This window comes from Marisediminicola sp. LYQ134, from assembly GCF_046599635.1.
Classification (GTDB): Bacteria; Actinomycetota; Actinomycetes; order Actinomycetales; family Microbacteriaceae; genus Marisediminicola.
In genome coordinates this window covers 121531-146546 of the sequence record NZ_JBKIWP010000002.1, presented here as the reverse complement: position 1 = coordinate 146546, position 25016 = coordinate 121531, and the positions used below count along the sequence as shown (strand labels likewise).

The 25016-nt window shown below is 68.8% G+C and carries 25 protein-coding genes; 7 read left to right on the top strand and 18 right to left on the bottom strand.

Annotated features, from left to right (window positions below; all coding sequences use genetic code 11):
• Window positions 1–35: 35 nt before the first annotated feature.
• The 7 genes from ACLHIH_RS09135 to ACLHIH_RS09105 all read right to left on the bottom strand — a co-directional run bounded on the left by ACLHIH_RS09135 (window position 36) and on the right by ACLHIH_RS09105 (window position 7160).
• Window positions 36–1484 (bottom strand): MFS transporter, encoded by a 1449-nt coding sequence (locus ACLHIH_RS09135; protein ID WP_411316483.1) that lies wholly within the window; start codon window positions 1482–1484, stop codon window positions 36–38.
• A gap of 160 nt (window positions 1485–1644) precedes the next feature.
• Complete coding sequence (locus ACLHIH_RS09130) at window positions 1645–2385, bottom strand: hypothetical protein (RefSeq protein WP_411316482.1); 741 nt, start codon at window positions 2383–2385, stop codon at window positions 1645–1647.
• Window positions 2382–3227, bottom strand: a complete 846-nt coding sequence (locus tag ACLHIH_RS09125; protein WP_411316481.1) for a class II fructose-bisphosphate aldolase — start codon at window positions 3225–3227, stop codon at window positions 2382–2384. The genes ACLHIH_RS09130 and ACLHIH_RS09125 overlap by 4 nt, the downstream gene beginning before the upstream one ends.
• Window positions 3228–3272: 45 nt before the next feature.
• Entirely contained in the window at window positions 3273–4244 is a 972-nt protein-coding gene (locus tag ACLHIH_RS09120) for a 1-phosphofructokinase family hexose kinase (RefSeq protein WP_411316480.1), read from the bottom strand.
• Window positions 4232–5392: an N-acetylglucosamine-6-phosphate deacetylase gene (locus ACLHIH_RS09115; RefSeq protein WP_411316479.1), complete on the bottom strand. Its 1161-nt coding sequence runs from the start codon at window positions 5390–5392 to the stop codon at window positions 4232–4234. Before ACLHIH_RS09115 ends, ACLHIH_RS09120 begins: the two co-directional genes overlap by 13 nt.
• Window positions 5389–6267: an ROK family protein gene (locus tag ACLHIH_RS09110; RefSeq protein WP_411316478.1), complete on the bottom strand. Its 879-nt coding sequence runs from the start codon at window positions 6265–6267 to the stop codon at window positions 5389–5391. Before ACLHIH_RS09110 ends, ACLHIH_RS09115 begins: the two co-directional genes overlap by 4 nt.
• 14 nt (window positions 6268–6281) lie before the next feature.
• Window positions 6282–7160: an SIS domain-containing protein gene (locus tag ACLHIH_RS09105; RefSeq protein WP_411316477.1), complete on the bottom strand. Its 879-nt coding sequence runs from the start codon at window positions 7158–7160 to the stop codon at window positions 6282–6284.
• A 137-nt stretch (window positions 7161–7297) separates the two neighbouring features.
• On the opposite strand from ACLHIH_RS09105, the gene ACLHIH_RS09100 reads away from it, so the two are divergent.
• The 6 genes from ACLHIH_RS09100 (at window position 7298) to ACLHIH_RS09075 (ending at window position 14492) form a co-directional block, all read left to right on the top strand.
• Window positions 7298–8092, top strand: coding sequence for a DeoR/GlpR family DNA-binding transcription regulator (locus ACLHIH_RS09100; protein ID WP_411316476.1), 795 nt, complete (start codon window positions 7298–7300; stop codon window positions 8090–8092).
• 231 nt (window positions 8093–8323) lie between these two features.
• Window positions 8324–9586 (top strand): Gfo/Idh/MocA family protein, encoded by a 1263-nt coding sequence (locus ACLHIH_RS09095; protein ID WP_411316475.1) that lies wholly within the window; start codon window positions 8324–8326, stop codon window positions 9584–9586.
• Complete coding sequence (locus tag ACLHIH_RS09090; RefSeq protein WP_411316474.1) at window positions 9583–10902, top strand: ABC transporter substrate-binding protein; 1320 nt, start codon at window positions 9583–9585, stop codon at window positions 10900–10902. Before ACLHIH_RS09095 ends, ACLHIH_RS09090 begins: the two co-directional genes overlap by 4 nt.
• 4 nt (window positions 10903–10906) lie before the next feature.
• Window positions 10907–11890 (top strand): carbohydrate ABC transporter permease, encoded by a 984-nt coding sequence (locus ACLHIH_RS09085; RefSeq protein WP_411316473.1) that lies wholly within the window; start codon window positions 10907–10909, stop codon window positions 11888–11890.
• Window positions 11883–12803, top strand: coding sequence for a carbohydrate ABC transporter permease (locus tag ACLHIH_RS09080; RefSeq protein WP_411316472.1), 921 nt, complete (start codon window positions 11883–11885; stop codon window positions 12801–12803). The genes ACLHIH_RS09085 and ACLHIH_RS09080 overlap by 8 nt, the downstream gene beginning before the upstream one ends.
• A 36-nt stretch (window positions 12804–12839) precedes the next feature.
• A complete protein-coding gene (locus tag ACLHIH_RS09075) occupies window positions 12840–14492 on the top strand; it encodes a DUF4832 domain-containing protein (protein WP_411316471.1) in 1653 nt (550 codons plus the stop codon).
• Between the two features lie 111 nt (window positions 14493–14603).
• Here the strand turns inward: ACLHIH_RS09075 and ACLHIH_RS09070 are convergent, their stop codons facing one another.
• From ACLHIH_RS09070 to ACLHIH_RS09060, 3 genes are all read right to left on the bottom strand, one after another.
• The gene (locus tag ACLHIH_RS09070; protein WP_411316470.1) at window positions 14604–14765 is read right to left on the bottom strand and encodes a hypothetical protein; all 162 of its coding nucleotides are present in this window, start codon (window positions 14763–14765) and stop codon (window positions 14604–14606) included.
• 87 nt (window positions 14766–14852) lie between these two features.
• Window positions 14853–16229: a cryptochrome/photolyase family protein gene (locus ACLHIH_RS09065; protein ID WP_411316469.1), complete on the bottom strand. Its 1377-nt coding sequence runs from the start codon at window positions 16227–16229 to the stop codon at window positions 14853–14855.
• Window positions 16226–16666 carry a MarR family winged helix-turn-helix transcriptional regulator gene (locus ACLHIH_RS09060; protein WP_411316468.1) on the bottom strand — a complete coding sequence of 147 codons (441 nt, stop codon included), beginning with the start codon at window positions 16664–16666 and terminating at the stop codon, window positions 16226–16228. Before ACLHIH_RS09060 ends, ACLHIH_RS09065 begins: the two co-directional genes overlap by 4 nt.
• Window positions 16667–17040: 374 nt before the next feature.
• Here ACLHIH_RS09060 and ACLHIH_RS09055 point away from each other — a divergent pair, with 374 nt between their 5' ends.
• Window positions 17041–17700 carry a class I SAM-dependent methyltransferase gene (locus tag ACLHIH_RS09055; RefSeq protein WP_411316467.1) on the top strand — a complete coding sequence of 220 codons (660 nt, stop codon included), beginning with the start codon at window positions 17041–17043 and terminating at the stop codon, window positions 17698–17700.
• Here ACLHIH_RS09055 and ACLHIH_RS09050 read toward each other — a convergent pair.
• The 8 genes from ACLHIH_RS09050 to ACLHIH_RS09015 all read right to left on the bottom strand — a co-directional run bounded on the left by ACLHIH_RS09050 (window position 17612) and on the right by ACLHIH_RS09015 (window position 24845).
• Entirely contained in the window at window positions 17612–19003 is a 1392-nt protein-coding gene (locus ACLHIH_RS09050; protein WP_411316466.1) for a DUF222 domain-containing protein, read from the bottom strand. The genes ACLHIH_RS09055 and ACLHIH_RS09050 overlap by 89 nt on opposite strands.
• 103 nt (window positions 19004–19106) lie before the next feature.
• Window positions 19107–20117: an AAA family ATPase gene (locus tag ACLHIH_RS09045; protein WP_411316465.1), complete on the bottom strand. Its 1011-nt coding sequence runs from the start codon at window positions 20115–20117 to the stop codon at window positions 19107–19109.
• Window positions 20118–20247: 130 nt separating this feature from the next.
• Complete coding sequence (locus ACLHIH_RS09040) at window positions 20248–21339, bottom strand: sulfate/molybdate ABC transporter ATP-binding protein (protein ID WP_411316464.1); 1092 nt, start codon at window positions 21337–21339, stop codon at window positions 20248–20250.
• The gene (locus ACLHIH_RS09035; protein WP_411316463.1) at window positions 21336–22163 is read right to left on the bottom strand and encodes an ABC transporter permease; all 828 of its coding nucleotides are present in this window, start codon (window positions 22161–22163) and stop codon (window positions 21336–21338) included. The genes ACLHIH_RS09040 and ACLHIH_RS09035 overlap by 4 nt, the downstream gene beginning before the upstream one ends.
• The gene (gene modA, locus ACLHIH_RS09030; RefSeq protein WP_411316462.1) at window positions 22160–22963 is read right to left on the bottom strand and encodes a molybdate ABC transporter substrate-binding protein; all 804 of its coding nucleotides are present in this window, start codon (window positions 22961–22963) and stop codon (window positions 22160–22162) included. The genes ACLHIH_RS09035 and modA overlap by 4 nt, the downstream gene beginning before the upstream one ends.
• A 5-nt stretch (window positions 22964–22968) precedes the next feature.
• A complete protein-coding gene (locus ACLHIH_RS09025; protein ID WP_411316461.1) occupies window positions 22969–23376 on the bottom strand; it encodes a TOBE domain-containing protein in 408 nt (135 codons plus the stop codon).
• A 53-nt stretch (window positions 23377–23429) separates the two neighbouring features.
• Complete coding sequence (locus tag ACLHIH_RS09020; protein ID WP_411316460.1) at window positions 23430–24035, bottom strand: hypothetical protein; 606 nt, start codon at window positions 24033–24035, stop codon at window positions 23430–23432.
• A gap of 99 nt (window positions 24036–24134) precedes the next feature.
• Window positions 24135–24845 (bottom strand): winged helix-turn-helix domain-containing protein, encoded by a 711-nt coding sequence (locus ACLHIH_RS09015; RefSeq protein WP_411316458.1) that lies wholly within the window; start codon window positions 24843–24845, stop codon window positions 24135–24137.
• Window positions 24846–25016: the final 171 nt, after the last annotated feature.

Below are 25016 nucleotides of genomic sequence, written 5' to 3'. Positions count from 1 at the left end.
CGCAGTGGGGAGCGCCGGTCAGCAGCCCGGTAGCGTCAGCCCGCGTGCACGGCGACAGGCGCGTCGCCCTGTGGCAGCAACCGGTCTTTCGGCCCGCGGATGAGCGCGGTCGCGATGATCGAGGCGACGACCATGCTCACGGCGGCCGCGAGGAACGCCGCGGAGTATCCACTCGCGAAGGCTTCGAAGAGGGGTGCTCCCTGCAGGCCGTCGGTCGGTCCGGCTGTCGCCGCGTAGATCGCGGTGAAGATCGACAGGCCGATCGAGCCACCGATCTGCAGGGCGGAGTTCGCTGTCGCCGACGCTGCTCCGGCGTCGCGGGGCTCCACCCCGCTGAGGGCCAGGTTCTGCAGGGGCACGAACACGAAACCCATGCCGAAACCCATGAGGATGAGCGCCGGAAGCACCTGCACGAAGTAGTCGCCGCCCGCGGTGATGAAGCTGAGGTAGACGAGGGCCGCCGCGACCAGAAGCGGGCCTCCGATCAGGAGCGGGCGGGGTCCGACCACCGGGAGCAGCTTCGTGGCGAAGGGCGCCGTGACCATGATCGAGAGTGTCAGCGGGAGGGTCGCGAGCCCGGATTGGAACGGCGCCATGCCGAGCACGATCTGCAGGTGGAACGTCAGGTAGAGCATCGCCCCGATCATCACGGCGCCCACGACGGCCTGGATGAGGAAGGCGCCGCCGCGCACGCGGTTCGTCACGACGCGCAGGGGGAGGAGCGGCTGAGCCACCCGTGCCTCGATCCAGACGAAGAGCACGAGGAGCCCGGCGCCGAGGGCGAGGAACCCGATGGTGTTCGCCGAGCCCCACCCGTTCTCGGCGAGGCTGAAGCCGTAGACGAGTGATCCGAGGCCGAGTGTGACGGTGATCGCGCCGACGACGTCGTATCGGTTGTCGCCGTCGGCCTTGCTCTCGGCGAGGTAGAGCAGCCCGCCGATGAGACCGACGATGACGAACACGACGTTGACCCACAGGCACCAGCGCCAGTCGGCGAACTCGGTGAGCGCGCCTCCGAGAAGCAGCCCGATGGCTGCACCGGTGCCCGCAATGGTGCCGAATACCGCGAACGCGGTGTTGCGATCCTTGCCCGACGGGAACGTCACCGTCAGCAGTGCGAGGGCGGCGGGCGCGAGGAGCGCTGCAAAGATGCCCTGCAGGCCGCGAGCCACGATCAGTTCGCCGCCGCTCTGGGCGAAGCCGCCGAACGCGGATGCCGCGCCGAAGCCGATCATGCCCACGAGATACGTGCGCTTGCGGCCCCAGTAGTCGGCGACGCGACCGCCGAGCAGTAGCAGCGCGCCGAAAGCGAGCGCGTACGCCGTGACGACCCACTGCCGCTCGACGTCACTGAGGCCGAGCTCGAGCTGCGCTTGCGGCAGCGCGATGTTGACGATGGTGCCGTCGAGCACGACGACGAGTTGGGTGAGCGAGAGAACCGCGAGGGCGAGCCAGCGATTGGTGGTGCGAGTGGGTGCAGACACGGGAAACCTCCGAGAGCAACAGGATGCCGAAGGTTTCCAGCCTCGGACCGACGGCACCGAGAGCGCCTATCGACCACCCCGGCCACGAAGCCGGTCAGGGTTTCAGGCTAACAGAGCGAGCCGTCATTCCGGAGGAGGGATCACGGCGTCGACGAGCAGGTCACTGCCGCAGAGTCGCCCGGGGCTCCGACCAGTGGAGGCCACCGCGGAGGTGCTCCGCGACGATGCGTTCGACGCGCGTCGCGGGGGTGACGCTCGTCGGGTCGAGCACGTCGGCGAGGGGCCGTCGGAACACGAACCGGGCCACGGAGTGGTCGGCAGACTCCGAGGCGACCGCGTCATCCACGTCGAAGCGACCCACGAACCCCCGGATGTTGCTCGTCGGAGGCAGCGCACGCAGCGTCGGGTCGAACACCCACGACGTGCAGACGAGCGGCGCGTGACCGAGCAGATCACGTGCCGCTGCCAGGGACGCGTCGACGTCGGCCGGTGTCAGCGGACCGCCCTCGGGAATGTGGATTCCGCGGCCCTCGTCTGCCGCGACGCGTTCGAACTGCAGTCGGCCGATGCCCAGAACGTCGGCACGCATCAACCCGACGAGCCACGGTCGGTCGACGGAGGTGCCGTAGGCAGTGATCTTGCTCGGGATGTCGGCGAGCGTCGCGTCGGTCACGTGGTGCGGTATGCCGAGGGAGAGATGCCGCCGCAGCGCGTCCGCTCTCGCTGCGAGGAACACCGCGTGGAGGTCGCGGATGCAGAGATCCGCGGTGACGGCGGCGACGCGAGCCGCGGCATCCTTCGGGCCCCTGGCATCCCTCGCATCCGTGGCACCGTCGGCCAGGATCGCGGAGCGGAGCGAGGCGACGGCGACAGCGGGGGCGACACCGGTGTCGGGGGTCACGGAGCGAGCAGGCGCAGCAGACGCTCGACCTCTGCCGCCATGGCCTCGCGCGCGGGCCGCACGTATTTGCGTGCATCCACCATTCCCGTGTCGGCTGCGAGAGCATCGCGCACGGCAGCGGTGAAGAGGCCGTTGAGGTGGGTCGAGATGTTGATCTTGGTCATGCCTGAGCGCACGCTCGCCACGAGTTCGTCGTCGCTGAGCCCCGACGACCCGTGGAGCACGAGGGGAACCGGCACGGCCGCGGCGAGGTCGGCGATGAGCCCGCGGTCGACGGTCGCGACCCGGTCGGTCATCGCGTGTGAGGTTCCCACCGCGACGGCGAGGGAATCGACTCCGGTGTCGGCGACGAACGCCACCGCCTCCGCCGGGAGGGTCCGAGCGCCGGGGGCGTGCACGCCGTCTTTGCCTCCGACCTCACCGAGTTCTGCTTCGACGACCACTCCCCGCGCGTGGCAGAAGTCCACGACCCGCCGCGTCGTCTGAACGTTCTCGGCGAAGGGGAGTCGTGACCCGTCGAACATGACGCTGTGCACACCCAGTTCGACGGCCGCGTAGACCAGCTCGACGTCTTCGGCGTGATCGAGGTGCACGACCGCGGGAACCGCGGCCGAGCGGGCGACGGCGAGACTCGCCGCGGCGATGGGCTCGAGCGACCCGTGGTAGGCGACCGCGTTCTCGCTGATCTGGAGGATGACGGCGCGGTCGGCGCGTTCGGCTCCGGAGACGATCGCTTCGGCGTGCTCGAGCAGCACGACGTTGAAGGCCCCGATCCCCCGTCGGGCGGCGCGAGCGTCGTCGACGAGGGTGAGTGCGGTGCGCGGGGATGCGGATCGAGACATGGTCGTTGTCACTCCGGTTCGGTCGAGAGGGTCAGTGAAGGGGGTTCAGTGAGGGGGGCCAGCGAAGAGGGGGGCGAGCGCGACGACGGGCGGGAGGCCCCGCGCTCCGAGTCGGGAGGCGAGTTCGGGGAGCGACGCCGGGTCGATCTCGCCCGCCGCCGGCGCCTCGACCGCGGCAGCACCCACGACCGCGGCGCTCAAGAGGGCATCCGCTTCGGATGCTCCCGCGAGGAGGGCGAACACGAGGCCGGCCGTCGCGGCGTCGCCCGCTCCCGTCGGGTTGCCCGAAACGCCGGGGACCGCGGGGTGCGCGACGCGCTCACCGCGCCCGGTCGCGAGGAGGAGGCCCTCCGGCCCGCGCGAGACGACGACCGCGCCGGCGCCGCGCTCGAGGAGCGCCGCGATTCCGTCGTCGAGACTCACGGCGCCGGTCGCGTCGAGCACTTCGCTCTCGTTCGGTTTGAGGATGTCCGCTCTCGCCGCCGCTGCGGCCAGCAGGCCCGGCCCCGTGGTGTCGACGATCACGCGGGCGCCGGTGCGCTTGCCTGCCGAAACGAGCGAGACGACCCGCTCGTCGGAGGTGTCGGGGGGAAATGATCCGGCGATGACCACGATGCCGCCCCCCTCGCCGTGACGCTCGACCGCGTCGATCACTCTCGCCCACGAGGTCGCATCGAGCGCTGTTCCCGGTTCCGTGTACACGGTCGGATGGGTGCCGAGGTCGGAGTCGACGACGGCCACGGTCGACCGTGTCTCTGCCGCCACCTCGACGGATGCGCTCGTGATGCCTGCACTCGCGAGCTCGCGATTCATCCACTCGCCGTTCGGGCCACCGAGCGGATGCACCGCTGTCGCGTCGACGCCGAGTGAGCGCAGAACGCGCACGACGTTGATCCCCTTGCCACCCGCCCTGCGGGTGACCGAGCGCACCCGCACGGTCTCGCCGAGCTTCTGCTGCGCCACGACGTAGGTCACGTCGATCGCGGGGTTGGGGGTCACGACGACTACGCGAGCCACGAGCCCGCCCTCATCACGCGTGCGACCGTGTTCTCGTCGAGGGCGACGAGGTCTGCCCGGGCCCCGGTCACGAGTGCGGGGGGCGGCAGCCCCAGCGATCGTGCGGGGGTCGTGCTCGTCGCCGCGACCACGTCGGAGAGGGGCACCCCGCGGTCGAGGAGGCGTCGCACGGCGAGGCCGACCGGAGCGGTGCTCCCCGCGAGGGACGACCCGTCGGCGAGCATCGCGACACCGTCGGTCACGGTGACGGCCGATCCCGCGAGGTCATAGTGTCCATCGCCGAGCCCCGTAGCCGCCATCGCATCGGAGATGAGGACGACACGATCGGGAGCGGCACGGCGCACGAGGTCGATCGCGGTGTCGTCGACATGGTGGCCGTCGGCGATGAGCTCGACGACGAGCGAGGGCGTGGTGAGAGCCACCCCGACGGGTCCGGGCTCGCGGTGGTGCAAGGGAGCCATCCCGTTGAAGAGGTGGGTCACGACGGTCGCTCCGAGGTCGACCGCCTGTCGAACCGTGTCGGCGCGGGCATCCGTGTGGCCGATCGCGACCGTCACCCCCGCCTCCACGAGCCGCGAGATCGCCGCCATCGCACCGGGGATCTCGGGGGCCAGAGTGACCATCGTGAGAGTTCCGCCCGCCGCATCGAGCGCTTCGTCGACGCGCGCGAGAGTCGGCTCGAGCAAGAGTCTGGGGTCGTGCGCGCCACAGCGCGCGTGCGAGAGGAAGGGCCCTTCGAGGTGGAGCCCCGCGAGGGGCCGCGCGGCGGGATCGAGAGCAGTGACGCTCGAGCCGGAGACGAGGGGAGCCAACTCGCGGAGCCGATCGAGCGTCTCGTTCCAGACCGCCGTCGCGAGCGACGCGACGATCGAGGTGCTGCCCGATCGCGCGTGGAAATCGATCGCGGGCGCGGGGTCGGTGCCGACGCGCGCGAAGTCGACACCCATCGCGCCGTGCACGTGGGTGTCGATGAGACCGGGGATCACCGTGGAGACGTGAGTGTCGGCGCGGCGCGGGGGCTCACCGACACCGACCTCGACGATCCGGCCCTCGTCGATCGCGAGCCACCCCGCGGCGTCGCGACCGGTGCCGTCGCGACCGGTGCCGTCGACGAGTCGATCCGCGGCCAGGATCACGGGGTTCGTCACGATCGGTGCGCCGATGTCAGTGACGCGCGCAGGTCGGATGCGAGGTAGCTCGCCCCGATCGCCGACGCGAGATCGTCGTGCTTCGCGGCGACGATCGTCGGTGCGCGCAGTGCACCGAGCGCGCCCCCGAGCTCACGGCGGAGAGGATCGAGGAGAAGGGTTCCCGCGCGCGAGAGACCACCCCCGATGACGATCGTCGAGGGTGCGATGGTGGCGACGATGGCTGCGAGCGAGTCCGCGAGCACCGCGACGGTGTCGGCCCACACGGCCCCTGCCGCGGGGTCGCCCGCGGAGACGCGGCGAGCCACCGCGAGGGCGTCGATCTCGCCCGCCCTGCGCGCGGTCGCCGATGCCGACGCCACCTCTTCCACCCGACGGCCGGCGTGGGGGCCGTTCGAGATGATCGTCTGGCCGATCTCCCCGGCCCACCCGTCGGACACGAGCATGCGGCCGTCGACGACCAGCGCGGCGGCGACACCGGTGCCGACCGCGACGAACGCGACCGAGCCGGTCGCATCGCGGGCCGCGCCGGAGCGCATCTCCGCAACCGCGCCCGCTCGCACGTCTTGACCGAACGCCACGGGCGCGTCGAGTCGTCGCGACGCGAGCTCACGGAGAGGGGCCCCGCGAAACCCGATGTTGGCAGACCACACGGCGATGCCCCGCACGTCGTCGACGATGCCGGGAACAACGAGACCCACGGGGTCGCCCGGCGCGTGACCGAGCGCCTCGGCGACCTCGACGACGGCCTCGATCACGCGCTCGCCGGTGTCATCCGGAGACGGCGTGGGCGACCGGAACTCGGACGCGACCACTCCCGATTCCGTGAGCGTCACGCCCTTGATCGTCGTTCCGCCGACATCGATCCCCAGCATCGCGGTCGTTCCCCTCACGCCAAGATGACGGACCGGGTCAATGAGCGCGGCCGGTCGGGGTCGAGCCCGCGATCCTTCGCGAGACCGACGGCGAATCGCTGCGCGACGATGAGACCCGCGAGGGGGTCGAGATCGTGGCTCACGAAACGGGCTCCGGTCTGCGCGACGTCGTCGGCGAGCCCGGCGGGGGCCGAGCCGAAGCTCCAGACGAGGCGCCCGGGCTCGGCGATCGCGATGGGACCGTGCCGGTAGTCCATCGCCGGGTAGGACTCGGACCAGAACTGGGCGGCCTCCCGCGTTTTCAGCGCGGCCTCGAACGTCAGGCCGACGGCCCACCCTGTGCCGACGAACGTGCACTGGTTCGCCCCGAGAAGATCGGCGATATCGACCTCGAGTGCCCGCGTCGCGTCGGCGATCGCGGGTTCGAGGTCTTCGCCGAGGTGCGCGCGCAGGAGCACGAGCGTGGAGGTTGCGAACCGGGTCTGCACGACGGACTGTTCGTCGGCGAACGGGAGCGAGACGACCGCGCTCGCGAGCGCGGCGGCGGGGGAGTCGGCGACACCCGTGATGAGTGTCGTGGGGGTCGCGGGGAGTCGGCCCAGAAGGTCGATGATCTCGGTCGTCGTGCCGGACCGCGAGATCGTGATCACCCGGTCGTAGTCGCGCGTGAGCGGAAACTCGCTTCCGGCGAACGCGTCGGTCACCCCGTGCCCCGCGGTCTCGCGCAGAACGGCGTACGACATGGCGATGAACCAGCTCGTACCGCATCCCACGACGGCGACACGCTCTCCCGTACGGGGGAGAGAGGCGGAGACCTCCCGGGCCAATCGGGCGGCGGTGCGCCACGTGTCGGGCTGGGAGGCGATCTCCTCGTCGACGAAAGTTGAGTACATCGGCATCCTTCGGGTCACGGGGCTTCTGGCCGGTTGTGGTCCAGTAGTGATTGATATGAGCCCAGTTGAGCAGAATCGATCATCAGGCGCAAGGACGGATGTGCGAAACTTGCCCTACACCTAGCGAACGGCGTCAGATGACTCAGCAACAGCGACTCAACGTCGTGCTCGAGCTCGTGAGCGAACGCGGCAACGTGTCGATCGCCGAGGTGAGCGATGCGCTCGGGGTGTCGAGCGCGACGGTGCGCCGCGACCTCAACACGCTCGCCGATCAGCGCCTCGTCACGCGCACGCACGGGGGCGCGTCGGCGCTCGGCTCGGGATACGAACTGCCGCTGCAGTACAAGATCGCCAGGCAGGCCGAGGCGAAGGTGGCGATCGCCCACGCGGTCGCGCGCCTCATCTCACCGGGCGAGTCCGTCGGCCTGAACGGCGGTACGACGACGAGCGAAGTGGCGCGGATGCTCGGGCGCAGCGAGCACTTGCGTCCGTCAGGCGACGCCGTCGGGGTCACCATCGTCACGAACGCGCTCAACATCGCCTACGAGATGTCGGTGCGCGAGCACATCAAGATCGTCGTGACGGGCGGCGTGCCGCGCCGACAGTCCTACGAGCTCGTCGGTCCGCTCGTCGCGGCCTCCCTGCGCGATTTCAGTCTGGATGTCGCCGTGCTCGGTGTCGACGGGTTGAGTGGCGCGTTCGGTGCGACGACACTCCACGAGGGCGAGGCGGAGGCGAGTCGCGAGATCGCGTCGGTCGCGCGGCGACTCGTCGTCGCGGCTGACGCCACGAAGCTCGGTCGAAGCACCTTCGCCCGCATCTGCGCGTTGCAACGCATCGACACGCTCGTCACCGACCAGCCGGTGTCGATGGATCTCGCGAACGACTTCGCGGCCGCGGGAGTCGAGGTCGTCGTCGCAAGCGGCGACTGACCGCGCGCCCTCGATCGGCCGATTCCCCGCGTCAGTCTCCGCTCGGGTGCGGACCACCTCGCCCCGGGGGCATCGCCCCATTGTTACGGCGCCGTAAACGATCCGGTGTGCTTCTTGACCGCAGCACGGGCTCGGTTACTGTCTGAATATGATCATTTTGACGGCAGTACTGACAAATACGCGCAAATGCGCCAGTATTTCGTCATGCACAATGACGTGGCAGCTCGCAGCATGACCGACTCCCCGGCGGCGACCGGATCCCCGACGAACGCCGTGCGCGTCGCCGTCGTGGGGTTCGGGGCCCGCGCGCAGATCGCGAACCACGTTGCGACCGTGCGGCCGGGCTCGAGCATCGCGGCGGTCGTCGACCCGACCGACCGAGGCCGCGACCGAGCCAGTCTGGTGCATCCCTCGGCGGAGATCTTCGCGACCGTCGACGCTCTCCTCGCCGCGCACCGCGAGCGCGAAGGCGGCGTCGTCGACGCGGCGATCGTGACGAGCCCCGACCACACCCACGAGTCGATCGCCGTGGCGCTTCTCGAGGCGGGCATCGGCGTCTACCTCGAGAAGCCGCTCGCGATCGATGTGGCCGGCGCCGATCGCGTGCTCACCGCGGCCGCGGCGACCGGAACGGCCCTCTACGTCGGACACAACTTCCGCCACTCCGACGTCGTGCAGACGATGCGCGCGATCATCGCGCGCGGCGAAATCGGCGAGGTCAAAGCCGTGTGGGTGCGACACTTCGTCGGAAACGGCGGTGACTACTACTTCAAGGACTGGCACGCCGACCGCTCCAAGACCAACACCCTGCTCCTGCAGAAAGCGAGCCACGACATCGACATCGTGCACTACCTCGCCTCGAGCTACACGCGTCGGGTCGTCGGCATGGGCGATCTCCTCGTCTACGGCGACATCGACGATCGTCGAGACAGGTCGGGCGAAACCATGCCGGACTGGTTCTCGCTCGACAACTGGCCGCCCGCGAGCCACACCGGGCTCAACCCCGTCGTCGACGTCGAAGACGTATCGATGGTGCTCATGACTCTCGACAGCGGAGTCATGGCGAGCTACCAGCAGTGCCACTTCACTCCCGACTACTGGCGCAACTACACCGTCATCGGAACCGAGGGACGGCTCGAGAACTTCGGAGACACGTCCGGGGGAACCGTGCGTGTCTGGAACCGCCGTCACGAGTGGCAGGAACGCGGCGACGCCGAGTATCCGATCGGCGGAGTGGCCAGCGGACACGACGATGCCGACATCACGACGATGGGCGAATTCTTCGACCACCTCGTCGACGGCGCCCCGACGATCGTGTCACCGCTCGCGGCCCGCGAAGCCGTCGCCGTCGGTGCTCTCGCCGCCGCATCGTTGCGCCAAGGCTCCGTCCCCGTCGACATCCCGCCACTGCCCGACCACGTCAGCGACTACTTCGCCGCCCGCACGACCCCCGCACCTGACTCTCAACCCACCTCTGGAAGGACCTCACGATGAAACCCCTCACTTCGACAGCCCTGCGCCGCACTCGCGGCGGCCGCGTCACCGCCGGCGTCGCGCTCGCCCTCGGGGTCGCCCTCGTCGGTGCCGGGTGCGCCTCGAGCCCGGAGGGATCGGGATCCGGCGACTATGCCGCTCCCGAGAGCGACCTCGAAGCCTCGATCACCTACGGCGTCTGGGACCAGAACCAGGTCGCGGCGATCGAAGAGAACATCGCCGCATTCAACGAGATCTATCCGGGCATCGACGTGACCGTCAACGTCACGCCCTTCAGCGAGTACTGGACCAAGCTGCAGACCCAGGCTTCGAGCGACACGCTCCCCGACCTGTTCTGGATGAACGGACCGAACATCGGTCTCTACGCCGCGAACGACCAGATCGAGCCCATCAGCGGCGCCGTGTCCGCGGGAGACATCGATCCCGCGAACTACCCGGAATCGCTCGTCGACCTCTATACGATCGACGGCGAGCAGTACGGAGTGCCGAAAGACTTCGACACGATCGGAATCTGGGCCAACACGGCGCTCTTCGACAAAGCGGGCGTCGACGTTCCCGAGGGGGACTGGACCTGGGATGAGTTCCAGGACACCGCGGCAGAGATCTCGGAGGCACTCGCCGACGACGGCGAATACGGCGCGGCCGGCGGTATGGACGGCCAGACGACCTACTACAACACCATCTTCCAGGCGGGCGGAACGGTCATCGACGGCGACACCTCCGGCTACGCCACCCCGGAGACCGAGGAGGGCATCCAGTTCTGGACCGACCTCATCGAGAGCGGGGGGTCACCCTCGATCCAGCAGTTGACCGACACGACCGCCGACCAGTGGTTCACCTCGGGCAAGCTCGCGATGTACTGGGGCGGCAGTTGGTTCCGTTCCGCCCTCACCGACACGGCGCTCGCCGAAGACGTCACCGTGCTCCCCCTGCCGACCGGCGAACAGCAGGCGACCGTCATCCACGGAGTCGCCAACGTCGTGCCAAGCGCCTCGGAGAACAAGCAAGCGGCCCAGGCTCTCCAGGTCTTCCTGGCGAGCGAAGACGCGCAGCAGGCGCAAGGCGATGCGGGAGCCGTCATCCCCGCCTTCACCGACACGCAGCAGGCCTTCACCTCGTCGCTGCCGGACGCCAACCTCGGGGTCTTCCTCGACGCGGTCGACTACTCCATGCCTCTCCCGGTGAGCAACAACTCGGCGGCCTGGAATGCGCTCGAGACCGACCTCCTCCCGCAAGCGTTCTCCGGGCAGCGTCCTGTGGCCGACGTGGCGACGGAGCTCTCCGAGTCGATGGATTCGGCGCTCGCCGAGGAGTGACACCATGACGACAGCGTCTCGGGTTCGCGCGCTGCCCGCATCGTCTCGCGACGACGCGGGCAGCGCCCCGGAGCCATCGCCCGCACCCCGGCCGGGCAGCACACCCCGCTCGCGGCGACCGGGCGACGGCATCTGGCCGTGGCTCTTCATCGCGCCACTCATGGTCGGGATCTCGGTCTTCTACCTGTGGCCGATCGCGCAGACGGCGTACCTCTCGCTCACCGATTCGGGTCCGTTCGGCGGGTCGACCTTCGCCGGGCTGCAGAACTTCGTCGAACTCGTGGCCGACCCCCAGCTCTACCTCTCCATCGGCAACACCCTGCTGTACACGGGCATCGTCTTGCTCGGCATCCCGCTCGCGGTCTTCCTCGCGAGCCTGCTCAACATCCCCGGGCTGAGGTTCGCCTCGTTCTACCGCGTGCTCTTCTTCCTTCCCTACGTGGCGATGCCCACCGCGGTCGCGATGGTGTGGCGCGTCATCTTCAACGGCGACTTCGGGCTCATCAACTACGGGCTCGGTTTCCTCGGCGTCGACGGTCCCTACTGGATCAGCACCCCGGTGTTCGCGATGGTCGCGGTCGCGATCGTCGGTCTCTGGTCGTCGCTCGGGTTCAGCCTCATCGTGCTCGCCGCGGGGCTCAAGAACATCCCGCCCGAGCTCTACGAGGCGGCGGAACTCGACGGCGCGTCACGGTGGGCCCAGTTCCGGTCCATCACGGTTCCGCTCCTCTCGCCGAGCACCTTCTTCGTGACGATCGTCACGGTCATCTCGAGCTTCCAGCTCTTCGACCTCCTCTACGCGATCCTCGGCAGCAGCAACCCGGTGCTCCCCCGAAGCATGTCGCTCGTCTACTTCTTCTACCGCGAGGGGTTCGTGAACAACGACAAGGGCTATGCCGCCGCGATCGCGATGGTCATCTTCCTCATCATCGGTCTCGTCACGGCCGTGCAGTTCCGATTCCAGAAGAAGTGGGTGCAGAGTGCGTGAGCAGCTGAGGGAACCGTCGACGACCGGAGTCGTGAGCGCCACCGGTCGCGGAATCACCCCGGTCGCACCGCGACGCCGCTCGAAGCGGCGGGCTCCGCGACGAGGGGGCTCCCACCTCGTCGCGCACCTCGTGCTGGGCTTCGGTGGCCTCATCATGGCGTTCCCCTTCGTCTGGCAGATCATCATGTCGCTCTCGACGAACGCCGAGGTGCAGAGCGTGACCCCGGTGTTCTGGCCGGCCGAACTGCAGTGGCAGAACTACGTCGAGGTGTTCGAGCGGCTGCCGTTCTTCGAACAGTTCCGCACCTCGGTGCTCATCACGGGCATCCGCGCTTTCGCGCAGATCGTGTTCTGCACGCTCGCGGGTTATGCCTTCGCTCGCATGCGATTCCGCGGTCGAGCGGTCATGCTCGCGCTCGTCCTGTCGATCCTCATGGTGCCGTCGCAGGTCTACCTGCTGTCGCAGTACCAGATCGTTCAGGGTCTCGGGCTCCTCGACAGCCTCGCGGGGCTCGTCCTCCCCGGTCTCTTCAGCGCGTTCGGAACCTACCTGATGCGCACCGCGTTCCTCGCGATGCCCGCCGAGCTCGAGGAGGCCGCGAGGCTCGACGGGGCGAACCCGTTCCAGATCTTCCGGCAGGTGATGCTTCCGCTCGCGCGGCCGACCATCAGCGTCCTCGCGATCACCACGGTCCTGTGGTCGTGGAACGAACTGCTGTGGCCGCTCGTGGTCACGACGTTCAGCAGCGCCATGCCGCTCTCCGCCGGGCTCGCGACCCTCATCGGCGACAGGACGACCGACTATCCGGTCGTCATGGCGGCGAGCCTCCTCGCCATGGCCCCCGTTCTCCTCATGTTCATCCTGCTTCAGCGACGGGTCATCGACGGACTCGCCTCGAGCGGGCTCAAGTAGCACCAGCCCACGCGACACCCACAGAACTGGAGCATCATGAAGCGTCCCCTGTCCCTATTGGCTCTCGCTCTCGCTGGCGCCGTCGGCGTCACGGGGGCGCCCCAGGTCGCCGCCGCGGCGAGCGCCGACGAGGGCCCCGTCACGGTGACCTACGAGGCGAGCACCGAGACGATCGCCAACCCCCAGCGCGGTTTCTACCACCACACCGAGACGCACTATCGAGCGGATGACTCCGGCTACACCCCTCTCGACGGCGCCGTCCTCGAGGGCTATCGCGAGGAGGGGATCACGCAGATCCTGCGGGTCTTCTACCTCGAGAAGTTCGCGGCGGATCCCGTTCTCGACCCCGAGTGGCTCGCTCTCGTCGACGCCGACTACGACACCGCTCGCGATGCGGGGGTGTCGGTCATCACGAGGTTCGCCTATGTGCAGGGTGGGGCGTGGCCGTACGAACCGCCCCACGGCGATGCCCCTCTCGACGTCGTGCTCGCCCACATCGAGCAGCTCGGTCCGATTCTCCGCGCCAACTCCGACGTCATTCCGGTTGTGCAGAACGGGTTCATCGGGCTGTGGGGGGAGGGCTACTACACCGACCATTTCGTGGCCGACCCGGCGAACCCGGGTGTCGTGACGCCCGAAGACTGGGACGCCCGATCCGCGGTGACGGAGGCGCTCCTCGCCGAGCTGCCCGCCGATCGGGGTGTGCAGGCGCGCACGATGGCGTCGAAGCAGCAGCTGCTCGGTGTTCCGGCAAGCGCGTCGAGCGCGGTGACGGCGGCGGAGGCGTGGACCGACACGGCGCTCGCGCGGGTCGGCCACCACAACGACTGCTTCCTCGCGGCCCCCGACGACTGGGGCACGTTCCTGTCCGACCCCATCGAGCTCGATCAGGAGTACCTCGAGGCCGACAGCCTCTACGTGCCCGTGGGTGGCGAGACGTGCAACGTCAACCCTCCGCGCTCGGAGTGGCAGAGCGCATCCGCCGAGCTCGCGCGCTATCACTACAGCTATCTCAATCGCGACTACAACCAGGACGTGCTCAACTCGTGGGGTGAGGACGGCATCACCGAGACCGCCCAGAGGCTCGGATATCGCTTCGTCATGACGGAGAGCACGACTCAGACGCAGCAGGACGGTTCCCTGCTGGTCACGGTCGACGTGCGCAACGACGGGTGGGCGAGCCCCTACACGCCGCGGCCCGCGTCGCTTCGGCTGCTGAGTGATGCGGGGGATGTCGACGTCGCATTGGACGCCGATTCCGACGCTCGCGCGTGGCTTCCCGGCACGACCACGACTCTGACGGCGACGATCGCTCCCGACGAGGTGCAGTCCGGGTCGTATGAGCTCGCCCTCGCTCTGCCGTCTGCGGATGCCGCGACGCGCGACGACGCACGGTTCGCCGTGCAGTTCGCCAACGTCGGAACGTGGGACGACACCGCCGGGGTCAACGTGCTCGGCCAGACGGTCACGGTCGCGGCAGACGGAACGACCGCGCCCGTGCCGCCGGAGGACGGCTCGGTCCCTGCGGCAGCGGACGCTGCGGCGACGGGCGATGAGCCGACCCTCGCCGCGACAGGAGTGTCGAGCGCCGTCGCGCCCGCCCTCGTTGTCGCCGGCGCGATGGTGCTCCTCGGTGGGGCCGCCTTCGCATCGAGCAGGATGCGTCGACCCTCGGCGCAGCGACCGTAGCGAGGGCCTCGAGCCGACAGGCGGGGCGTACCGCGAGCCGATCGCTCGCGGTGCGCCCGCATCACTCGGCGGCGCTCACCCTCGCTGAGCCGCGCTCAGCCGAGCAGAGCCTCAGTCGCCGTCGACCCTGTCGTCGTCGAGCGGTGCCACGGCGTCGGCGAGCTCGACACGCTCGTCCGGATCGATCGTCGGAGCGGCCGTGGGCGGCTCGGTCTCGTCGACGAGGTCGACTTCGCGCTCGTCTTCGGGGTTCGGAATGTAGTCGGTTGCCACGGTGCGTCCTTCCGATCGTGTGTCGTGAAGACTCCACGCTACGCGCGCCGAGCGGCCTGTGCGCACCGCTCGGCCGGTGCGTGCGACCTAGCCGTTGCCCTCGCGCTTGACGACCTCGTAGGCGTCGAGGGCTTCCTGGCGTGACTTCTTGAGGTCGACGATGGGCTCGGGGTAGTCATCGGTTCCGAGTTCGGGAATCCACTTCGACTGGTAGCGCCGACTCTTGTCGAACTTGTCGGCCTGCAGCACGGGGTTGAAGATGCGGAAGTACGGTGCGGCATCCGCTCCCGAACCGGCGACCCACTGCCAGTTGGCGGGGTTGTTGGCTTCGTCGGCGTCGACGAGGCAATCCCAGAACCACTCCTCGCCCACGCGCCAGTCGATGAGCAGGTTCTTGATGAGAAAGCTCGCTGTGACCATGCGGATGCGGTTGTGCATGACCCCGGTGTGCCAGAGCTCACGCATTCCGGCGTCGACGAGGGGGATGCCGGTGCGACCCTCTTGCCACGCCTCGAGCTCGCGCTTCTTCGGCTTCTCCCACGGGAAGACGTCGAACGAGGGCCGGAAGTTCTTCGACGCGAGGTCGGGAAAGTGGAACAGGATGTTGTAGTTGAAGTCGCGCCATCCGACCTCCCGCAGGAAGGCCGACGCGTTCTTCTTCTGTGCGGCGGTCGTCGCTCGAGCCCTCACGTGGTGCCAGATCTGGAAGGGGCTCAACTCGCCCCATCGCAGTCGCGGCGACAGTCGCGACGTCGCGTCGACGGCGGGCTCGTCACGGTGGCTCTCGTAGTCCTCGAGTGAGTCGTCGATGAAGGCGTCGAGTTGCTTCCACGCGCCCTCCTCTCCGGGCGTCCAGGTCTCGCGGAGCCCGCCGGCCCAGTCCGGTGCCGTCGGCAGGAGGCCCCAGTCGTCGAGGGAGTCGCTCGCCGGAGCGGTGCCGCCGTCGATCTTCTTCGGTGCGGGGTACGGCTCTCGAGGATCGTCTTTCGCGAGACTCGCTTTCCAGAACGGGGTGAACACGCGGAAAGGGCGACCGTCACCCGTCTGCACGGTCCAGGGTTCGTGGAGGAGGTTGGCGTGGAAGCTGTGCGCTTCGACCTCGTCGTCGCGCAGCGACGCCTTGATGCGCGCGTCGATCTCGCGCGAGGCGCCGCCGTAGCGACGATTCCAGTAGACGGCGGAGGCGCCCGTCTCTTTCACGAGTCGCGGGAGCTCCTTCTCGGCCGCACCGCGGCGCAGCACGAGCGTCGACCCTCGCGACTCGAGCTCGTCGGCCAGCGCCGCGAGGCTGTGGTGCAGCCACCATGCGCTCGCACCGCCGATGGCACGAAGGCCCTCGCTCTCGTCGTCGTGCAGGTAGAAGACGACGATCGGATGCCCGCGCTCCACCGCCGCGTGCAGTGCGGGGTTGTCGCCCACGCGGAGGTCGTCGCGCAACCAGACGAGGGTCGGTGTCTCGGTCATTCTCTGCCCGCATTCCGCAGTTTGTCGGTGAGCTCGGCGAGTTGCACGAGCTCGGTGTCGCTCAGAGCCGAACCCACGCGAGAGACGATCGAGTCCATGTGCTTCACGGCCACGCGACGGAAGAGGTCGTAGCCCTCGTCAGTGAGTGTCACGATCACACCTCGGGCGTCTCGGGGGTCGAGTCGCTTGACGACCAACCCGCGTGTGACGAGGCGATCGATGAGGCGGCTCACGCTCGGCTGCGTCAGCAGCAGGTAGTGGTTGAGGTCTTTCATCCGGAGCTCGTGGCCCTCGTGCTTCGAGAGGTTGAAGAGCACGTCGTACTCGGTCAGCGACAACTGGTCGCTCGGAAATTCGGCGTGGAGGTGTCTCATGACCGAGACCTGGGAGCGGAACAGCGCTTCCCAGGCGGCGACAGCGATCCGCTTGTCGGTCATCGAAGAGTCTTTCTCACGAGGCAACTCTACGGAACCGAACCGACACCGGGACGGCCGGTGGCCCGGGACCGAGCGGGTCGCGTGCGTCGGGGGTCGGATCATCCGCGCGACAGCGGTGCAGAACGGGCCGTTAAACAGGATTGAGGGTCGGTTTCAGAGGCGCGAAACCGACCCTCTCCCTTGCACCAAGAGTGTCCTGCAATCACATTCCGCTTCGGTTGCCACAGCAAACAACTTCCGCTCTCTGAATGTATAACAGTCCGATAACAAGCGCTAGTTATCAGTCTGTTATTTTTCTCGAGATCTGCTGGACGCCGATCACCCCTCATGGGGAAGAGTGACGTCCGTCCAACGCTGCGCCCTATCGTGGCTGCATGATCGAGCCGGTTCCGTCGCGTGCCGGCGGCACGAGCGCCGTCGTGCACACGGGCGTGCTGAACGCCTACTCGGCTCGGGCGTCGGAATACTCCGCACTTCTCGGGTCGATCGACGCGACCTCGCAGATCGACCAGCGCCTCATCCGTGAGTGGGTGTCGAGCCTCCGAGGTCGAGTCATCGATGCCGGTTGTGGGCCCGGACAGTGGACGGCGTTCCTCCACGAGCTCGGCGTCGACGTGGAAGGCGTCGATCCGGTGCGAGCCTTCATCGATGGAGCCCGCTCTCGGTTTCCCACGGTTCCGTTCCGAGTGGGGTCGTTCGCCGACCTGGCATCGCACGAGAAGGGGGCAGGCGGCATCCTCGCCTGGTACTCGGTGATCCACCTCAACCCCGCTGAGCTTCGCGAGGCGTTGGCCGAGTTCGCCCGCTGTCTCGAGCCCGGAGGGAGCCTGCTCGTCAGATTCTTCACGGGCGACGATCTCGAGCCGTTCGACCATGCCGTCACGACGGCGTACTACTGGCCGATCGAGGGGATGACCACAGCGCTCGCCGATGCGGGGTTCGATGTCATCGAGACCCAGACTCGCACCGACCCAGGGTCGCGACCGCACGCTGCGATCGTGGCTCGACTGGCGCAGCCGGCCGCGGGGGAATGAACCCGCCCGGCGGATGCGTCGCCGCGGTGTCGTATTGCCGGCCCATCGGACTCGTCCATGTCAGGGTGCCTGACCCGTCTCGCGCTTGAGTCACACCCCACCCGGCATCCTTCGTCTTATGGTGTCCGCGACACAGGTGGGCGAGATTGTCGTGGGCCGTCTGGCCATCACCGTTCCACGGGATCGTGTGATCGATGTCGCAGAATCGGGCTCGCCGCGAACATCCGATGAACCGACAGGTCTCGTCCCGATAGCGCAGATAGCGTCTCAGTTCGGATGGCACCGCGTAACGGTCTTTGCCGAACGACAGCATCGCCCCGGTCTCAGGGTGCGTGAGTATCCGCGTGAACCCCGTCGCCGTCGCCGCGAGTTCGCGCGCTGTCACCGGGTCGATCGGCGTGACGCCCTCGAGCATCCCCGGGGTGGCTGCCTTGCCCATCACAGTGAGTGCAGGAACCACGACCGACACCTCCGAGCGGATGCCGCGAAGCACCGTCGGCGACCGCAGCCCCGTCTCGCCATCCCCTGCCGGCAGTAGTGCTCCCTCGTCGGTGAGCGCGTCGATGAGAACGTCGGCCTTCAACTGCGTGAGCGTGCGATCTTCGCCGCCGACCTGCAACGAGCGGCCGGCGGCGGTGATGCGGTTGTCGATCGCGAACAGCGCCTCGTTGGGCAGATACGCCGAAAGCCACCCCATCCCGTCTCTGCCGGGTTCGATGATCACCTCTCGCCGCTCGCGGGCGCTCTCGTGTCGTTCGGCGAGGTCGGCACCGTGCACGAGCTCGCGAATCTGCCTCGCTTTCTTCTCGAACAGCCCCGAACGCATCCGCTCTGCCAACGGCAACACCTGCGCTTCGAACTCCGCCCGCTCCGCGGTGTCGAGCGTCATCGACTCGTCGGCGATGATGACCGCGTGCCGTTCGGAGAACCGTCCCTCGCGCAGCCGCGCAAGCGTCGTCGGGAGATCATCGACGAGAGCGCGGGCTCTCGCCATGAGGGTTTCGGCGGTGCGCTCGGGCAGCGACAGCGCTGCGGCGATTTCTGCCCGGAGTGCTCGGCCGAACATCCCGGATCGATCCCGCGCCGCGGCACGAGATAGTTCGCGGTGCCGACGGAATTCGTCGACCCGCACGAAACGGTTCGCGGCGAGCCTCGCTTCGTCGCGTTGCACGAGTTGAAGGTCATCCAGGAGCGCGTCGCCGCGCTCGATCTCGGCCATGGCAGGGTCGAGCTCGACGTGCAGCAGGTGACTGTCGCCGGATAGCGAAACCTCCAGCTGACCAGTCAGTTCCTCGAACTTCATGCTCCAAGACAACACCCGACCACCGACATTCGACGCCTCGATCACGCCAGTCGGAAAGCCTGAACCAGACCCCGTATCAGCGCCCCGAAAACATCCGTTCGGCTCAGTTCAACCAGCGCCACCAGCGCGAGGGACCACCGTCGGATGTCGGGGTCTCTCCGAGTGCCTCCGCTGCGCCGCCGAGGTCGCCCGCCGTCAGCGTCACCACCGCGTCGCGGTCGAGTTCGTCGAGGCCGCGCTCCCCGTCGAGCGACAGTCGGAGGGCCTGACGATTGATCGCCTGCTCGAAGAGCGTGCGAGCGAATCGTGCGTTTCCGGAGTCCTCACCGGCGTGGAGTCCGGCGAGGATGCGCCGCAGCACCTGGTCGGCGCCCGGCTCGAGCGCGTATTCATGCTGGCGCAGGGTCGTGCTGAAGATCGCTTCGAGCTCGCCGACCGAATAGTCGGGAAAGGTGATCTCGCGCGCGAACCGCGAGCGCAGACCGGGGTTCGAGAGCAAGAACGACTCCATGAGCCGGGGGTAGCCGGCCACGATCACGACGAGTCGGTGGCGGTGGTCTTCCATGCGCTTGAGGAGAACCTCGATCGCCTCGGGGCCGAAGTCCATCCGGCCGTCCTCGGGCGAGAGCGCGTATGCCTCGTCGATGAAGAGCACTCCGTCGAGCGCGCGACGGATGACCCGATCCGTCTTGATCGCGGTCGCCCCCACGAATTGCCCGACGAGGGCGGAGCGGTCCACCTCGACGAGGTGCCCGCGCTGCAGCAGCCCGACCGCGCGATACATCTCCGCGAGGAGCCTCGCGACCGTGGTCTTGCCCGTGCCGGGGTTGCCGAGAAAGACGAGGTGCTGAGATGTGGCCACCTCGGGAAGCCCGTGCGCTTTGCGGCTCGCTTGCACCTGCAAGAACGCGACGAGCGTCTGCACCTGCTCCTTCACGGTCTCGAGACCGACGAGCGCGGCGAGTTCGGCCTGAACCTCGGCGAGCGGCCGTGTCGACCGCGGTCGCCCGGTCACGAGTTCCTCGACCCGCTCCGAGCCCGGAACGTTGAGCTGCCCCGCGAGCTGGCCCAGAGATCCGCGAATGGCGTCGATCGGTTTGCGGCTGGCAGCCATGTCTCTCCTGTGCGACGGGGGCGGATGTCTGCGGCTACGCGCTCCGCCCGGGGAGAGCCATTATGCGCCCCGCGCCCGCCACTCCCCGGGGAGCGGCGTGCCGCCGCGAGCGTCGAGCGCGCGCTCACCGTCACACCCCGTAGATCCGAACCGCCTCGGGGGCGATCGAGAAGGTCGCCGTCATGCCCGCCGCGAGGCCGAGGTCGACGATCACGGAGGGCGCGACGTCGGCGGAGAGCAGCGCCGACCTCACGCGCACGAGGCCGCCGCGCGGTTCGAGGTCGATGATGCTCGACGTCACCGACGACCCGGCGTCGTTCCCCGATGCCCCGGCGTCGCTCGCGGGGGCGCCGACGGTGACCGTCACCGCCGTCGAGCGGATGGCCGCTGCGGCGGCCGCACCGTCGTCGAGCAGGTCGGCGCCCTCGCCGCGGATGAGCGTGCCGTCGTCGAGCCGCAGGCCCCGCGGTGTCGCGGTGCCGAGCAGCAGGTCGAGTCCGGCGAGGTCCGCGGAGAACCGCGTCCGCGGGCGCTCGAACACGTTCCGCGTGGGTCCCTCCTCCACGATCGATCCTCCGTCGAGGATGATCACGCGGTCGGCGAGCAGGAGGGCGTCGAGGATGTCGTGCGTCACGATGAGGGCTGTGCGGTCCTCGAGCTCGGCGCGCAGCATCCGCCTGATCTCCGGCGCGGCCGCGACGTCGAGAGAGGCGAGGGGCTCGTCGAGGAGAAGCAGGCGGGGATCGGATGCGAGCGCCCGCGCCACCGCGACGCGCTGAGCCTGCCCGCCCGAGAGTGACGCGGGCGCCCGGTCGGCAAGCGCCAGCCCGTCGACCTCACCGAGCCACTCGCGAGCGATCTCCCGGGAGCGTCGTGCACCGAGACCGGCACTGCGCGGACCGAACGCGACGTTCTCGAGCACGCTCAGGTGCGGGAACAGCAGGGCGTCCTGCCGCAGCACCGAGACTCCGCGCCGGTGCGACGGGAGGTCGACTCGAGCTGCGCGGTCGCCGCCCTCGACTCTGCCACCGGAATCGACGAGGGTCGACCCGTCGAGGCTGATGCGACCGTCGCTCGGGGAGATCAGCCCGGCGACGAGGTCGAGCAGGGTCGACTTGCCTGCCCCGTTGGGCCCGACGACGGCAAGAGTCTCGCCCTCGGCGACCTCCACGGCCACGTCGAAGCCCCGGGAGTCGAGTCGAGCGTCGAACGAGAGCGTCACCGAAGCACGCTCCCACGCAGCGTTCGCGTGCCGCCCGCCCCGTGGGTGACCCCGACGATCACGAGGGCGACGGCGATGAGCACGAACGAGAGGGCGACGGCGGCGTCGGGCGAGGTCTCACGCTGCAGGTAGATCTCGAGGGGGAGGGTTCGCGTGGTGCCCTGCAGGCTTCCCGCGAAGGTGAGTGTCGCACCGAATTCTCCGAGCGCTCGCGCGAACGACAGCACGGCGCCCGACACGAGCGCGGGAGCCACGAGCGGCAGGGTGATGCGACGCATCACCGTTGTGGGGCGCGCCCCGAGGGTGGCCCCGATGGCCTCGAATCGCGTGCCGACCGTGCGCAGCGCGCCCTCGAGGCTCAGCACGAGAAACGGCAGGGCCACGAAGGCCTGAGCGATCACGACCGCCGTGGTCGAGAACGCGATGTCGATGCCGAGCACCTCGAACGTCGATCCGAGCAGCCCCTGCCTGCCGAAGGTCGCGAGCAGCGCGATGCCGCCGACCACCGGCGGCAGCACGAGCGGCAGCAGCACGAGCGCTCGCACGACCCTCTGCCCGGGAAAGGTCGAGCGCGCGAGCACGAGCGCGAGCGGAACCCCGACGACCACGCACAGCCCGGTGGCGGTGATGGATGTCCGCAGACTCAACCCGAGCGCTGCGAGCGACGACTCCGAGGTCACGAGCGCCCCGAACCCCGCCCAGTTCACCCGCGCCGTCATCGCGACGAGCGGCAGCACGACGAAGAGTGCGCCGAGCGCGGCGATCGCCCCGACCCAGAGCGGCACGGCGCCGAACCGCGCCCGCCCCCGTGATTCTCGGCTCACGGTGCCGCCCCGAAGCCAGCGTCACGCAGAACGGACTGCCCGGCGTCGCTCGCGACGAACGTCACGAAATCGCGCGCGAGCACCACGTTCTGCGAGCCGGCGACGGCGGCGATCGGGTAACTCGTGATGGCATCGGCTGATTCGGCGAACGACACCGCGTCGGCCGCACCGTCTGCGCCCCGCACATCCGTGACGTAGACGACTCCGGCATCGGCTTGCCCCGATGTCACCTTGCCGAGCACGTCGGTGACGGACGACTCTTCGCTCACCGGGCGCAACTCGACCCCCGACACGTTCTCGACTCGTTCGGTCGCCGCCCCGCACGGAACCGCGGGTGCGCACACGACGATGTCGAGTTCGGCGTCGTCGAGGTCGGCGAGCGAGCCGATCGAGGCGGGGTTGCCCGGCTGCACCGCGATCGTGAGCTCGTTGGTCGCGAACACGACGGGAGTCCCTACCGCGAGGTCCTCCTCGATGAGGCTCTCCATGGTCCGCTCGTCTGCCGACGCGAACACGTCGGCGGGGGCGCCCTCGATGATCTGCGTCACGAGAGCCGACGACCCCGCGAACGACAACTGCACGCTCGTTCCCGGATGCTCGCTCTCGAACCTGTCGGCGAGCTCCGTGAAACTCGTGGTGAGTGACGCCGCCGCGAACACGGTGAGTGAACCCGAGAGCTGGACGTCGTAGCTCGCACCGGGGTGGCGCGGGCCGGACATCGCCGACGAGCATCCTGCGAGGAGAAGTGCCGCACCGGCGGCACACGCGACACCGATGCCCCCGCGCGTGCCGCGTGTCATCCGCGTCACGGCGTCTCGCCACGCGGCGCCTCGACCATGACGGTCGTCGCCTTCACGACGGCCACCGCGACCGAACCGAGTTCGAGGCCCAGTTCGCGCACGGCCTCGCTGCTCATGAGCGAGACGACGCGGTGGGGGCCGCACTGGATCTCGACCTGCGCCATGACGGTGTCCAGGATGATCTCGGTCACGATTCCGACGAACCTGTTGCGCGCCGAGCGGGCGACGTCGGTCGGGTCGGCGGGGATTGCGGCGTTCGAGCGCGCGAGGCGCGCGAGCTCGAGCCCGTCGACGACGGTGCGCCCCGACTCGTCGCGCCTGCTTGTCAGGAGGCCGCCGTCGACCCACCGTCTGACGGTGTCGTCGCTCACGCCGAGAAAGACTGCGGCGTCACGAATCCGTATGTGCGGCATGAAAGCGAGTCTAGACACTCACCTGCGGCGCAACTCGACTCTTTGTGCTGCAATCACGAGGCCCCGCGCCCCGCGTTGAGCACCAGATCTATCGCGCCGAACTTGTCGAGGTGGTCGGGGTAGTGGCGCCCGGCGTGCTCACCCGACGGGTCGGTCGGGTCGCTTCGCGTGTTCGGTATCGCGACCGACGACTCGCGAAAGAGGTCGGCGAGCAACAGTCGCGACGGCTCGTCGAGCACGCGACGCCGAGTCGAACGCAGCCTCACGAGGGCACGCGGTCGCGGGCTCGCGCCGAAGAGCAGCGAGACGTCCTCCCCCGAGCGCGAGAGCCCCCGCACTCTCACCGCCTCCCGCACCTCGGAGTAGTCGAGCACCTGGAGCCCGACCCGCAGGAGTCGCCCAGACGGGTTGATCGCGGGAGGACCCGCGCGCAGGTAGGCGCCGGCCACGAGGATGAGCGCGACGACCGCATAGACGCCCGTCGCGAGCAGCCCCATCGTCGAGTCGCCGAACACCGACGTCGCGATCTGCGGCACGATCGAGAAGGTCGCGAGCGCCGCGTAGATCGTGAAGCCGAACCCCGCGTTCGCGGTGCGGAAGAGCCGTTCGACGAGGGTCACGTGACCGAGGGTCACCCACTCCTCGCGAACATCCGTCATGCCGTCCATGAAACACCATCGGCGGGTGCCGTTCGACAGGGTGCGAGGCGGCCGCGGCGACCGAGAGCGCGACGGACGGCGCGCGGAACCCGCGGTGCCCTAGAAGAAGTCCGGGCTCGGGGTCGACGCGTAGCGGATGGAGACGTCGGCGTGCCTGTCGAAGCGGTAACCGACACCCCGCACGGTGCGCACGATGTCTTCGTAGGCGCCGAGCTTCGACCGCAAGCGGCGCACGTGCACGTCGATCGTGCGCTCGTTGGGTGCTTCGTCGTCGGCATCCGACCACAGGGCGGTGATGAGCTCGGCACGGTCGATCGTGCGACCCTCGCGCAACACGAGGTACTGCAGGAGCTCGAACTCCTTGTAGGTGACGGGCGCGACGGTCTCGTTGAGCACGAGTCGCTTGCGCGAGATGTCGATGACGACACCGTCGCGGGTCTCCTCGGGTTCGGGCTCGATCGCCTGACGGTGCTTCGCGAGCGCCGACGGGTCTTGCAGGGCGAGCCGCACGACGTCGACGTCGCGGCCCCCGGCGCCGGCCGGTGCGAGAGCGACCGCGGCGTGGGTCTGGGCGGCCGGTGCGAGCTGGGCGGTGAGCAGCTTGAGCTGCTCGACGATGGAACCGAGGTCGGTGCCAGCCGCCGCCGCCTTGGCGTCGTCGATGCCGACGTAGAGAACGAAACCGCGAGGTTCGGTTCCGGCCGGAACAGCGCGCAAGTGGCGAGTGGTCGGGGCCGCCGGAGCGTGCGCGACGGCGGGCTCGGAGGCGGAGGTGAGTGGGCGTACGGAGTCGACAGTAGCGAGAGACATGAGTGTGCGGGGTCCTTGGAAGAGTGAAGGGCCTCTAATGGTGAGGGTGTGATCCTTCGGGAGATGCGGGGTGAAGCGAACGGGTCGGCTCCGTTATGAAGGAGACGATCCGGGGAGACCGGTCCGCGTTAGCGCGGAGGTCTCGGCAAGGATTCGGCCGTTAGGCACACA

Bases quoted from the DNA above. Each gene is read 5' to 3' on its own strand.
- ACLHIH_RS09125 (WP_411316481.1), bottom strand. From the start codon at position 3,227: ATGTCTCGATCCGCATCCCCGCGCACCGCACTCACCCTCGTCGACGAC.
- ACLHIH_RS09110 (WP_411316478.1), bottom strand. From the start codon at position 6,267: ATGCTGGGGATCGATGTCGGCGGAACGACGATCAAGGGCGTGACGCTC.
- ACLHIH_RS09105 (WP_411316477.1), bottom strand. From the start codon at position 7,160: ATGTACTCAACTTTCGTCGACGAGGAGATCGCCTCCCAGCCCGACACG.
- ACLHIH_RS09100 (WP_411316476.1), top strand. From the start codon at position 7,298: ATGACTCAGCAACAGCGACTCAACGTCGTGCTCGAGCTCGTGAGCGAA.
- ACLHIH_RS09095 (WP_411316475.1), top strand. From the start codon at position 8,324: ATGACCGACTCCCCGGCGGCGACCGGATCCCCGACGAACGCCGTGCGC.
- ACLHIH_RS09090 (WP_411316474.1), top strand. From the start codon at position 9,583: ATGAAACCCCTCACTTCGACAGCCCTGCGCCGCACTCGCGGCGGCCGC.
- ACLHIH_RS09085 (WP_411316473.1), top strand. From the start codon at position 10,907: ATGACGACAGCGTCTCGGGTTCGCGCGCTGCCCGCATCGTCTCGCGAC.
- ACLHIH_RS09075 (WP_411316471.1), top strand. From the start codon at position 12,840: ATGAAGCGTCCCCTGTCCCTATTGGCTCTCGCTCTCGCTGGCGCCGTC.
- ACLHIH_RS09065 (WP_411316469.1), bottom strand. From the start codon at position 16,229: ATGACCGAGACACCGACCCTCGTCTGGTTGCGCGACGACCTCCGCGTG.
- ACLHIH_RS09060 (WP_411316468.1), bottom strand. From the start codon at position 16,666: ATGACCGACAAGCGGATCGCTGTCGCCGCCTGGGAAGCGCTGTTCCGC.
- ACLHIH_RS09055 (WP_411316467.1), top strand. From the start codon at position 17,041: ATGATCGAGCCGGTTCCGTCGCGTGCCGGCGGCACGAGCGCCGTCGTG.
- ACLHIH_RS09050 (WP_411316466.1), bottom strand. From the start codon at position 19,003: ATGAAGTTCGAGGAACTGACTGGTCAGCTGGAGGTTTCGCTATCCGGC.
- ACLHIH_RS09045 (WP_411316465.1), bottom strand. From the start codon at position 20,117: ATGGCTGCCAGCCGCAAACCGATCGACGCCATTCGCGGATCTCTGGGC.
- modA (WP_411316462.1), bottom strand. From the start codon at position 22,963: ATGACACGCGGCACGCGCGGGGGCATCGGTGTCGCGTGTGCCGCCGGT.
- ACLHIH_RS09025 (WP_411316461.1), bottom strand. From the start codon at position 23,376: ATGCCGCACATACGGATTCGTGACGCCGCAGTCTTTCTCGGCGTGAGC.
- ACLHIH_RS09020 (WP_411316460.1), bottom strand. From the start codon at position 24,035: ATGACGGATGTTCGCGAGGAGTGGGTGACCCTCGGTCACGTGACCCTC.
- ACLHIH_RS09015 (WP_411316458.1), bottom strand. From the start codon at position 24,845: ATGTCTCTCGCTACTGTCGACTCCGTACGCCCACTCACCTCCGCCTCC.